This is a genomic window from Halomonas sp. PA16-9 (assembly GCF_009728585.1).
GTDB classification, from domain to species: domain Bacteria; phylum Pseudomonadota; class Gammaproteobacteria; order Pseudomonadales; family Halomonadaceae; genus Vreelandella; species Vreelandella titanicae.
Window position 1 is genome coordinate 1,191,873 of sequence record NZ_CP040452.1, and the last position, 12,206, is coordinate 1,204,078.

The following is a 12,206-nucleotide window of genomic DNA, read 5'->3' on the forward strand; positions in this document are numbered from 1 at the left end:
ACGGCGCACCCGCGAATGCAGCGCATAGCGCTGCTAGAAGGTAGCGGCACGTAATAAGTTTGCACTATCGCTAAGCAAGGTTCAGTTATCGAATCGACTGTATGTGCTATGACCACTCGGCATATCCATCCCAGCCCGTTAGCCAAAAGTGATAGAGTGCCCGCCGATTCGTCTAACGAATCGATAAATAATAGGTTTTAACACTTTTGACAGGAGAAGCGCAGTGCAGGAGACAGCACAGCAAGGAAAGTTTGCCTGGTGGCGACGAATTGCCCTATGGAAGAAGATTCTCGCCGGCTTGGCGTTGGGTATTTTGGCAGGCGCGCTATTAGGTGAGACCGCCAGCGTGTTTAAACCGCTGGCGATATTTTTATTAACGCCATTATGATGCTGATTGTGCCACTAGTGTTTTCCACTCTGGTGGTGGGTATTACCTCAATGCGCGACCCCCAGAAAATGGGTCGTATTGGCGCGCGTACCATTACGCTCTATTTGGTCACCACCGCCTTTGCTATCTCCATTGGTCTGGTACTTTCCACCCTGCTGCAGCCGGGCGTGGGCGTTGATTTAAGTTTTGACTCTGAAGTGGCCGCTAACGAAGCGCCATCGCTGGTCTCTATTCTGGTTAACTTAGTGCCGCGTAACCCGTTGGACGCCCTGGCCAACGGCAACATTATGCAGATCATTGTGTTTGCCATTGGTTTAGGTATTTCGCTGACGTTGATCGGCGATAAAGGCGAGCCGGTCATGAAGGTCTTCGATAGCTTTGCCGAGGCAATGTACAAGCTCACTGGCATTGTGATGGCGTTTGCGCCCTTCGGCGTATTTGGCTTATCGCCCACGTCTCCGGACAGTACGGTTTAGAGATATTGCTGCCGCTGGCCAAGTTGATTGGCGTGGCGTACCTGGCCAGCATTCTTCACGTGCTGGTGATCTACTCGGGTTTGATCTCGCTACTGGGGCGGCTAAACCCCATGCGCTATTTGCAGGGCAGTCTGGACGCTATTGTTGTGGCGTTCTCGTCCGCTTCTTCTGCGGGCACCCTGCCGGTCTCTATACGTTGCGCGCAGAAGAACCTGGGCGTTTCCGAAGGGGTTTCAGGGTTTGTGTTACGGTAGGCGCCACCATCAATATGGATGGCACCGCGCTTTACCAGGGCGTGGTCGTGCTATTCATCGCCCAAATGACTGGCACTGATTTGAGCATGATGGATTACGGCATGATTGTCGCCACCGGCACGCTGGCCTCCATTGGTACCGCAGGCGTACCAGGCGCTGGCCTGATTATGCTCTCGATTGTGATGGCCCAGGTTGGTCTGCCGCTGGAAGCTATCGCCGTGGTCGCGGGGATTGATAGGATCCTTGATATGGCACGCACCAGCGTCAACGTCGCGGGCGATTTAATGGTCACCACGCTGGTAGGTAAAAGCGAGGGTGAGCTCAACGAAGAAATCTACAACCGTCGCTAACTTTAACGCTAGCATTTATAGCGTATGAAAAGGCGTCCGCTGTGCTTAGCAGCGGGCGCTGCGCTTTACCGCCTTTCATAACCCCCTCCCATACAGCAGTTGTGATTCGCACGGTTTCTCGGCAACCTATTAGCATCATTTTTAGCCGAGCAACGCTGCTATGCCTACCGCTTTTGATCAAACGCTCATCGCCATCGATGCCCTGCATGCCGAAGACCCGCGCTCCACGACGCTTGCCGATGGCACACCCATGCCCCAGGAACTGGCTTATGCCCAGCGCATGAGCGACTGGCTAGACCGCGTGCATGACGCTCCAGATGAGGTGCTGCGCTTAGCCGTACGCGCCCAGCACTTACAGCGCTGGTTAGTGCCGCGTGAGGAGTACCCCGAAGGGCGCGTAGGCTACTTAACCTGGCGACGCGACCAGGGCAAGCGCGCAGGCGATACCACCGCCCAGCTAATGCGCGACGCAGGCTATGCAGACGAAGATGCCGCCAGAGCCGCAACGATTATCGGCAAGAAAGGCCTGGGCCGCGACCCCGATGTACAAGCGCTGGAAGATTGCGCCTGCCTGGTGTTTCTAGAGAACTACTTTGCCGATTTCTCGCGCAAGATCGAGCACGACCATATGGTGCGCATTGTGCAGATGACCTGGCGTAAAATGTCACCCCGCGCCCATGCACTAGCCTTGAAGCTACCGATGTCGGATGCCTCATTAGCGCTGGTAAAAGAGGCCCTGGGAGCAGAGTAAAGCGCTACAGTGAGATGCAGCGAGGCAGCCGCTGCGGTAAAGTAGCGGTCTTTTATTGCGCCCCCGGCACTGACGGCTTGATCAACTATGATTGCATCCTTGGACACCCGTACCGCCCCGTTCGCACGCTTGGGCAATGAGTATGTACGTTTTTTACAGGCTCTTAAAACGCGCGGTTTTGAAGGCGAAATTGCTCCCGATTACGCCAACCGCACGGTGCTGGCGACGGATAACTCAATTTACCAGCGCCTGCCCCAGGCGGCGGTCTACCCCAAGCATGCCGAAGACCTAGAGCGCCTTACCCGGTTGGCCGCGCAAACCACTCACCGCAGCATTGTATTAACGCCCAGAGGCGGCGGCACCGGCACCAACGGTCAGTCGCTCACCGATGGCATTGTGGTGGATGTCTCCCGCCATATGAATCAGATCCTAGAGATCGATGTGGAAGCACGGCGGGTGCGCGTTCAGGCGGGCGTGGTGAAGGATCAATTAAACGCCGCGCTCAAACCCCATGGGCTGTTTTTCGCCCCGGAGCTTTCGACCTCCAACCGCGCCACTATAGGCGGCATGATCTCTACCGATGCCAGCGGCCAGGGCAGCTGCGAATACGGAAAAACCCGTGATCATGTGCTGGAGCTCGATACCATTTTGATCGGTGGAAAGCACCTGCACAGCCGCGCTTTAACATCGGACGAAGAGCAGGCTGAGTGCCAGCAGGAAGGTATTCTGGGCCGCGTACATGCCACCGCCGCCAATATTATCGACCAACAGCGCGAATTGATTGCAGCCAAGTTCCCGCCGCTCAACCGTTGCTTGACCGGCTACGACTTGGCCCACCTGCGCGACGACAAGGGGCAGCTCAACCTCAACAGCCTGCTGTGCGGCTCGGAAGGCTCGCTGGGCTTTTTGAACGAGGCGGTGTGAATGTGCTGCCGATTCCCAAGCACTCCACTCTGGTCAATGTGCGCTACACCAGTTTTATGGATGCACTGCGGGATGCCAAAGCGCTGATGGCCGCTAGCACCTCTTCACAACCTCAGCCGCAGGCGCTACAACCCAGCCGCAGGCGCTGCGCCCTACTTCCATAGAGACCATCGACGACACCGTGCTGCAGTTGGCCATGGAGGACTTCGTCTGGGACAGCGTGGCGGAGTTCTTCCCGGCGATCGCTAACACGGCGATTCGCGGCATTAACCTGATCGAGTTTAATGACGACGATGAGAGCGCCCTCGCCAAGCGGGTTCGCGCCTTCACCGACCACCTAAGCCAAGACACCACCGTTGAGCGCCTAGGCTACACTTGGCCGAGGGGCGTGGGCAGATCCAGAAAGTCTACGCCATGCGCAAGCGCTCAGTGGGTTTGCTCGGCAATGTGCAGGGCGAGAAGCGGCCGATTCCGTTTGTGGAAGATACCGCCGTGCCGCCGGAGCACTTGGCGGACTTTATCACCGAGTTCCGCGCCGCGCTGGATGCCCGAGACCTCGCCTACGGGATGTTTGGCCATGTCGACGCCGGTGTACTTCACGTGCGTCCCGCCATCGATATGAAGGATCCCGAACAGGAAACACTGATTCGCGCGGTGTCCGATGAAGTGGCGGCGCTGACCCAGAAATATGGCGGCCTGCTGTGGGGCGAACACGGAAGGGCGTGCGCTCGGAGTACTCACCTAAATTCTTTGGTGAGCTCTACCCCAGCCTACAGCGGGTAAAAGCCGCCTTTGACCCCTATAACCAGCTAAACCCTGGCAAGATCGCCTCACCTCTCTCTAACCCGCCCGGGGCCGCGGGCATTTCCCCTCGCCCGACGCTGCGAGTAAGCCTCAAAGCAACGAGCTAATTGCCAGGGATAGCGACCCTGATCTGTTGACGGTGGATGGCGTGCCCATGCGCGGTCAGTTTGATCGCACCATCGACGAGCGCGCCTGGCAAGCCTATGACGCCGCGGTGTACTGCAACGGCAACGGCGCCTGCTACAACTACGACCTTGACGATCCCATGTGCCCTTCCTGGAAGGCGACGCGGGATCGTCGTCACTCGCCCAAAGGCCGCGCCAGCCTGATCCGCGAGTGGCTGCGCCTGCAGACCCAGGCGGGAATCGATGTTGTTGAGGAGTCGCGCAAGAAAAAAGCCGAAGGCGGCTGGGGCTTTATTAAACGCTTTCCGCTGCGGGTGGCGAATACTCTAAGCCGCAAGCAGCACCACGACTACTCCCATGAAGTTTATGACGCCATGGCGGGTTGCCTGGCGTGTAAGTCCTGCGCGAGTCAGTGCCCGATCAAGGTCAACGTTCCCCAGTTCCGCTCGCAGTTCTTGGAGGTCTACCACGGCCGTTACCTGCGCCCGCTGCGCGACTACGTGATTGGCGGCACCGAGTTTATGCTGCCTACCCTGGCCAAAGCCGCACCGCTGTATAACGCCGTGATTGGCCAGCGCTGGGTAGAGCAACTGATGCGCCGTACGCTGGGCATGAGCGACTCCCCGGCGCTTTCACGGGCCAGTGTTAAAAAGCAGCTGAACGCCTGGGGCGTCGCCGAGGCAACACCGCTCTCACTGGCCCTGTTAACCGAACAGCAGCGTGCCAATAGCGTGATTATTGTCCAGGATGCCTTCACCACCCACTTTGAAGCCAAGCTGGTGATGGACGTGGTGGAACTGCTCTCGCGCCTCAATCTACGCGTGTTTGTGATGCCCTATTCGGCGAACGGCAAACCACTCCAGGTGCAGGGCTTCTTGGGCGCCTTCGAACGTACCGCCGCCAAGCAGGCCGAGCGGCTACGCACCTTGGCCCGCTTTGATATCCCCCTGGTGGGCATCGACCCGGCGATGACGCTCACCTACCGCCAGGAGTACGTCAAAGCGCTAGGTAATGAGGCGGTGCCGGAGGTGCTGATGCTGCAGGAGTGGCTCACGACCCGCATCAATACGCTAGCGCCCAACCAACTTAAGCTAACCGACCCCGGCTTTAAGCTGCTCTCCCACTGCACCGAGAAAACCAATGCACCGGGTAGCCCTAAAGCATGGCAGCAGGTATTTGCGGCCTTTGGGTTAGAGCTTGAGCTGATGGACACCGGCTGCTGCGGTATGTCTGGCACCTATGGCCACGAAACCCGCAATGCCGCTACGTCCAAAACTATCTACGCCAGTCGTGGCAGCCCCAGGTGGAGGCCGAAGAAAACACAGGCAAGCTATTGGCCACCGGCTATTCCTGCCGTAGCCAAGTGAAGCGTTACTCGGAACAATCATTACCGCACCCGCTTCAGGCACTGCTTGTGTGCCTAAAGCAAGCAGGTTAAAAGAACAGCCTTTTCAGCGCCAAGCCTGGATCACTTTCGCGCATAAAGGCTTCGCCAACCAGAAAGCCGTTAACATTGTGGTCACGCATTAGCTCAACGTCATCGCGGGTATGAATACCCGATTCGGTAATCACCGTGACGCCCTCAGGAATGCGCGGCAACAGATCCAGGGTGGTATTCAGGCTGGTTTCAAAGGTATGCAGGTTGCGGTTGTTGATGCCGACCAGCTTTAGATCCAGTGCCAGGGCACGCTCAAGCTCGTTGGCATCGTGCACCTCGACCAGCACATCCATACCCAACTGATTGGCCTGCTGATGCAGGTCGCGCAGTTGAGCATCATCCAGGGCGGCAACGATCAGCAGAATACAGTCCGAACCAATCGCCCGCGCTTCACAAACCTGATAGCCATGGGTGATAAAGTCCTTGCGAATCACCGGCAGCGTGCAGACGTCCCGAGCGGCAATTAGATAGTCTTCATGGCCCTGGAAAAAGTCGGCGTCGGTAAGCACAGAGAGACAGGCAGCACCGCCCTGGGCGTAGCTTTTGGCGATATCCGAGGGGTGAAATTCTTCGCGAATAACGCCTTTTGACGGTGAGGCTTTTTCACCTCGGCGATAATCGCCGGATCACCCGTTGCGATGCGCGTATTAAGCGCCTCAATAAAGCCACGCGGGGTGCTCTGCTGCTCTCCTAACGCGAGCAAATCCGCCTCTGAAACGGCCTGACGGCGCTCAGCCACTTCTTGGTCTTTGCGAGCAAGAATGCGCGTTAAAATAGTCGGCGTTGCCTGTTGAGTCATGGTGGTCTCTTACTGTTTAAAAACGCTGGTGAAGTGCGAAAGCTCTCTAAGCTTCTCAAGCGGCAGTTTAGAAGCTTGCGCGTCCTGGGCTACCATCACACCCTCTTTTAACGTATCCGCAACGCCCGAACAGTAGAGCGCGGCCCCTGCATTTAGCGCGACCATATCGGCAGCGGCACCTTCACCGGAAAGCGCGGCCTTAACCAAGCGCAGGCTGTCTTCGGCGCTGGCGGCTTTCAGCGTTGCCAAGCTTTGGCGCTCAATACCCAGCTCTTCGGGTGTAATGGTGTACTGGGTAATCTCACCCGCTTTAAGCTCGGCTACCAAGGTGGGGCTGGCCAGAGATATCTCATCCAGGCCGTCCTCGGAGTGAACGACCATCACGTGGCGGCTACCCAAGGTTTGCAACACTTCCGCCATCAGCGGCACCAGCTCCGGCGCGTAAACACCCAGTACCTGATTGGGAGCACCAGCAGGATTGGTCAACGGGCCCAAAATATTAAACAGCGTGCGCACGCCCATTTCACGGCGGGGGCCAATGGCATAGCGCATGGCCGGATGATGATTAGGCGCAAACATAAAGCCTACACCCACCTGCTCGATACAGCGCGCTACCTGGTCAGGCTTGAGATCCAGGTAGATGCCCGCCACATCGAACAGATCCGCACTACCCGATGAAGACGAAACGCTTCGGTTGCCATGTTTGGCCACATGGGCACCAGCGGCAGCGGCGACAAAACTGGCGGCGGTGGAAACGTTAAACAGGTTGGCACCATCGCCACCGGTGCCGACAATGTCCACAACGTTTTCAGCACTCAGTTCAACGCGCTTCATCAACTCGCGCATTACTTGAGCAGCGGCGCTAATTTCCGCGGCACTTTCACCTTTCATGGCGAGGCCTACTAACAGGCCACCAATTTGTGCATCGCTTGCATCGCCGGTCATGATCTGACGCATCAAAGCGTGCATGGCATCGAAAGAGAGGTCTTCGCGGCGCATCACCGCATTAATCGCATCTCGCATTTGCATGAGCAGAGGGGCCCCTAAAAGCGTGTGAAACCGGCTATCAGCCGCGTTTTAAAAAGTTGGCCAACAGCTCATGGCCTTGGCGGGTAAGAATCGACTCGGGGTGAAACTGCACCCCTTCAATATCCAACTCGCGGTGACGAAACCCCATGACTAAACCGGGGGTTACGTCGTCATCACCTGTCCAGGCAGTGATTTGTAAACAGTCGGGCAGGCTCGCTTTATCGACCACCAGGGAGTGATAGCGGGTAACCTCAACCGGGTTATCCAGCCCTTCAAACACGCCTTGGTTAGCATGCAGCACAGCGGAGGTTTTACCATGCATCACCTGTGGCGCGTGCACGACCTTGCCACCATACACTTGGCCAATCGCCTGATGGCCCAGGCAAACGCCTAAAATAGGCAGCTTGCCTGCAAAGTGTTTGATGGCGGTCATGGATATGCCCGCCTCGTTGGGAGTGCAGGGCCCAGGCGATACCACCAGGTGTGTCGGCGCCAGCATTTCGATCTGCTCAATGGTGATTTCGTCATTGAGGTGAGTGATGACTTCGGCACCAAGCTCACCCAGGTACTGGACAATGTTGAACGTGAAACTGTCATAATTGTCCAGCATCACCACTTTTTGCGCTGACTGTTCCTGTGATGGCTGTTTATGCACCGACTGAGCTTGCGCCATTGCCCCACTTACTCCGTTGTGTCATTTCGACCACAGATTAAACCGTTAATGGAGTGATGATACCGCAACCGAGCACTCCCTTGCAGGGGTTAAGTGTCAACCAGCCCCCTCCCCTTTAGACCACCAGCGCTATGGGCGATAAATCACAGCTTTGGGGATGCCACACCGATGCCGCGAATAAGAAACCGTTCAGCCAGTCATAAGGCACGCTATGCTTAGGAGTGTAATACTATTCAGCATAGTGGCACTTTTCACTTGAGGGAATCCTCCCTTGGGTAATACTTCTTGCGGCCTCGCATTGCAGTGGAACTGGCAACGGGCCACCGCAGTCTTTATTATCTGCCGTCTTTTTCGATAGTTTTTTTAGCCAGTTAGGAGCGTGGGATGTCAAAGTGGTTTACCTGGGTGTGGGCGCTCTTATTCGTCGCGCTGATAAGCGCTGCGCCAGCTTATGCCAACACAACGCTGCGCGTAATTGCCTCCTTTTCAGTCATGGAGGAGCTGGTCAAACGAGTGGCGGGTGACACTGTCAGCGTCAATGTCATTGTGCCACGGGGAGAAGATGTTCACCGCTGGGAGCTAACCCCACCCAACGTACTGGCGTTAGAAGAGACGCATATTGTGTTTTATAACGGGCTTGGACTAGAGCCTTGGATACGCCATGTTGAGGCGATGTCTGACGACCAGCTAACGCTAGTGGAAGTGGCTAAAAAGGCCGACTATACGCCACTGACGATTTCCACCGGACAGTATAAAGGCGAGCCAGACCCGCATATGTGGATGGATCCAGAGGGCGCTGCAGCCTACATCGATGTCATTGCTGAGACCCTGGCCGAGCATCTACCCGAGCAAGCCGATGCGTTTTATGCCCGCGCTGACGAGGCACGCAGGGCGCTGAACAATCTTAACCAAGCGGTAAAAGAGCGGCTTGAAGGTATCCCACAAACTAACCGCACATTACTAACCAGTGAGGCAGGTTTTGGTTATTTTGCCCGCGCCTACGCCTTTGATGCCCAAGGGGTGTGGGGGGTTAACCATGAGACTCAAGGCAGCGCCCAGGCAATGGCCAAGATCAGCGAACAGCTTGCCGAGAAACGCCCCCCTGCGCTGTTTTTTGAAAGCACTACACCTAGTATCCATATGGACGCCCTGTCCCGGGAGGCTTCACTGCCCCTAGCAGGTCCGCTGTATGTCGACTCGCTGAGCGGTGAAGATGGCCCCGCTGCCAACTACGCGGACATGCTGCGCCATAACGCTGAAGTGATGCATACCGCGCTAGGGGGCGCCACGGCCGAGTAAGTAAGCGACCGACCAAGCCTAGTCAATGCCCTTTGTGGGTCGAGGTGCTTTCAACAGCAATTCAGTTAACGAACTGAGCACTAGGTCGGGATGGCTATTCTCTATCGGCTCCCCATGGTTATAACCATAGGGCAGCGCCAGAGTAGTAAAGCCTGCCGCCTTTCCAGCCGCCATATCGTGACGTGAATCGCCGACCATCACACAGTCAGCTGGCGGTATTTGGCAATGGTGCGCAGCGTGAAGTAGCGGCAATGGGTGGGGCTTCTTTTCGGCCAAAGAATCACCGCCGAGCCATAGGGTAAAATAGTTCAGCAGCTCGAAGTGATTTAACAGCGGCTCAATGAAGCGTTCGGGTTTATTGGTAATCAGCACCAGGGTCAAACCTTGCTGGTGCAGCGCCTCTAGGGCTGGCTTTACTCCCGGGTAGAGCGTTGTCAGGGTATTGGGTGCAGCGCCGTAGTGCGCCATAAACACATCATAACCGCGCTCAAGAAGCGCTGGCTCAGGCGCCGCTTTTAACGCCCAGGTCAGGGCTCTTTCCACTAATACCGGCGCGCCATTGCCCACCCAATCCCGCACCTTTGTCTCATTCGGCTCGGGTAAATCCAGCTCGCTTAACGTGCGTGCCACGGCAGCGGCCAGGTCGGGCACTGAATCGATCAGCGTTCCGTCCAAGTCGAAGGCAATTAGCCGTTTTCCCTGTAGCACTGGGTGTCGTTCTGAGTAGTGGCTTGGATGTATTTTCAATGCGCTCTGCCCCATTTTGATTTAAAAACCATTTTACCTGCTCAAAGCAAACGTTCGCATTAGTCAGACGCATCAGAACCTTCTATGCTGGGGCTAATTTAGTTAAGGAGGTAGTGATATGCCCACTCCCAGAATCGTGATTGTCGGCGCCGGTGCTGGCGGCTTAGCCCTTGCCACACGATTAGGCCGCACCTTGGTAAGCGCAAACGCGCAGAAATTGTGCTGCTGGATCGCAATACCACCCACGTATGGAAACCGCTGCTCCACGAACTGGCCACCGGCGTACTGAACTCCAGTATGGACGAGGTGGATCTTCGCGGGCATTCATCGGCTCACTTCTACCGTTATCAGCGCGGTTCGCTAACCGGCATTAATCGCGAGCAACAGACGCTGCAATTAGCGCCGATTCATGATGAAGATGGGCAAGAGGTACTACCCGCCCGCGAGCTTGCCTATGACTATCTGGTCATGGCCATAGGCAGCGTTTCCAACGATTTCGGCACGCCCGGCGTGGCGGAGCACTGCCACTTTATTGATTCGCCCGAGCAGGCCAAGGCGTTCCAGCGCGATATGATCAACACCTTTCTGCGCTATACCGACCCCAACCTACGCCAACATACTCAGTTAACCATTGGTATCGTCGGCGGCGGTGCAACAGGGGTAGAGCTTGCGGCCGAATTATTTGACGCTTCGCGCATGCTCAATGCCTATGGGGTGACGTCCGTTGATCACCAGCAAATCAGCGTACACCTACTGGAAGCGGCGCCGCGCTTGCTTCCAGGGCTTTCCGAGCGGGTCAGCCAAACTGTCAAAACAGAGCTTGAGAGCATGGGCGTAACCGTCCATACCGATACCGCCGTTAAAGAAGCTCAGGCGCATCAGTTGATCACCGGTGACGATGAAGTGATCAAGACCGATATCAACGTGTGGGCAGCAGGTATCAAAGCGCCGCCGTTTTTGGCGGAGCTAGGCCTGACAACGAATAAGAAAAACCAAATTGAAGTAAAAAGCACCCTACAAAGCGTCGATGATGAGAAAATTTTTGCTCTAGGCGACTGCGCCAGTTGCCCGATGGGTGAAAGCGGCACGGTGCCTCCTCGCGCCCAGGCGGCTCACCAGCAGGCTAAGCTGCTCGCCAAAAATCTGGTCAATAAACTGGAAGGCAAACCGCTAGCCGATTTCCGCTATCGCGATCACGGCTCACTGGTATCGCTGGCCCGCTACGATGCGGTAGGTAATTTGATGCGAAGCTCCGCCTCCCGCGGCCTGTTTTTAGAGGGCTGGCTGGCTCGCCAAGCCTATGCATCGCTCTACCGCATGCACCAGCTCTCTATTCATGGGGCGCCGAAAACGGGGCTGGCCTGGCTGGTCGATAAGCTTAATCGTTACTTAAAACCGCGCATGAAATTGCACTAAACGACACTCGACACTGACTTTTTACTTGGCCAGCGCCGCTCGCATCTGCTTGATCACCGCGTCATAGCCGTGCGGGTCGCTGGCTTGGTAGGCGCTGAAAATGGCGGATCCCGCCACAAAGGTATCGGCGCCTGCTGCGGCGATCTCGGCGATGTTATCCACTTTCACCCCACCGTCGATTTCCAAGCGCATATCAAATTTTGAGGCATCAATGCGCGCCCGTGCTTCGCGCAGCTTGTCCAGCGTGCCGGGGATAAAGGATTGCCCACCAAAACCTGGGTTGACGCTCATCAGCAGCACCATATCGACTTTATCCATCACATAGTCGAGATAGGAGAGCGGCGTGGCCGGATTAAATACCAGGCCGGCTTTACAGCCACCATCACGGATCAGCTGCAGCGAGCGATCAACGTGCTCAGACGCTTCCGGGTGAAAGGTGATATAGCTGGCGCCCGCCTCAATAAAGTCGCTGATCATGCGGTCTACCGGTTTAACCATTAGATGCACGTCGATGGGCGCCGTGACGCCATGCTTACGCAGCGCCTTACACACCATGGGCCCAATGGTCAGGTTGGGCACATAGTGATTATCCATGACGTCGAAGTGCACCACATCCGCGCCTGCAGCCAGCACGTTATCCACCTCCTCACCCAGCCTGGCAAAGTCAGCCGATAAAATAGAGGGGGCAATCAAGAAATCCTGCGCAGCGGTCATATTCCATTCCTGCTTATCA

At 56.4% G+C, this 12,206-nt stretch carries 6 protein-coding genes and 4 pseudogenes; 5 read left to right on the top strand and 5 right to left on the bottom strand.

Translation table 11 applies throughout. The features are described from left to right. The first annotated feature begins 223 nt into the window (after positions 1–223). From FDY98_RS21855 to FDY98_RS21865, 3 genes and pseudogenes are all read left to right on the top strand, one after another. Positions 224–1,468: pseudogene (locus FDY98_RS21855) on the top strand (dicarboxylate/amino acid:cation symporter). Positions 1,469–1,628: 160 nt separating this feature from the next. Then, positions 1,629–2,219, top strand: a complete 591-nt coding sequence (locus FDY98_RS21860; RefSeq protein WP_027958432.1) for a DUF4202 domain-containing protein — start codon at positions 1,629–1,631, stop codon at positions 2,217–2,219. 87 nt (positions 2,220–2,306) lie between these two features. Continuing rightward, a pseudogene (locus FDY98_RS21865) lies at positions 2,307–5,510 on the top strand (FAD-binding and (Fe-S)-binding domain-containing protein). Here FDY98_RS21865 and trpC read toward each other — a convergent pair. From trpC to FDY98_RS21880, 3 genes and pseudogenes are all read right to left on the bottom strand, one after another. Beyond that, positions 5,507–6,309: pseudogene (trpC, locus tag FDY98_RS21870) on the bottom strand (indole-3-glycerol phosphate synthase TrpC). The pseudogenes FDY98_RS21865 and trpC sit on opposite strands and share 4 nt — an antisense overlap. Positions 6,310–6,318: 9 nt before the next feature. Further along, entirely contained in the window at positions 6,319–7,338 is a 1,020-nt protein-coding gene (gene trpD, locus FDY98_RS21875) for an anthranilate phosphoribosyltransferase (RefSeq protein WP_027958429.1), read from the bottom strand. A 37-nt stretch (positions 7,339–7,375) separates the two neighbouring features. Beyond that, on the bottom strand, positions 7,376–8,011 hold the full coding sequence (locus FDY98_RS21880; protein ID WP_009287988.1) for an anthranilate synthase component II: 636 nt from the start codon (positions 8,009–8,011) through the stop codon (positions 7,376–7,378). Positions 8,012–8,395: 384 nt separating this feature from the next. On the opposite strand from FDY98_RS21880, the gene FDY98_RS21885 reads away from it, so the two are divergent. Then, a complete protein-coding gene (locus tag FDY98_RS21885) occupies positions 8,396–9,310 on the top strand; it encodes a metal ABC transporter substrate-binding protein (protein ID WP_009287987.1) in 915 nt (304 codons plus the stop codon). 18 nt (positions 9,311–9,328) lie between these two features. On the opposite strand, the gene FDY98_RS21890 is transcribed toward FDY98_RS21885, so the two are convergent. Further along, positions 9,329–10,072 (bottom strand): phosphoglycolate phosphatase, encoded by a 744-nt coding sequence (locus tag FDY98_RS21890; protein WP_027958427.1) that lies wholly within the window; start codon positions 10,070–10,072, stop codon positions 9,329–9,331. 103 nt (positions 10,073–10,175) lie between these two features. Here FDY98_RS21890 and FDY98_RS21895 point away from each other — a divergent pair. Continuing rightward, positions 10,176–11,473 (top strand): annotated as a pseudogene (locus FDY98_RS21895) (NAD(P)/FAD-dependent oxidoreductase). A gap of 21 nt (positions 11,474–11,494) precedes the next feature. Here the strand turns inward: FDY98_RS21895 and rpe are convergent. Further along, a complete protein-coding gene (gene rpe / locus FDY98_RS21900) occupies positions 11,495–12,187 on the bottom strand; it encodes a ribulose-phosphate 3-epimerase (RefSeq protein WP_027958425.1) in 693 nt (230 codons plus the stop codon). Positions 12,188–12,206: the final 19 nt, after the last annotated feature.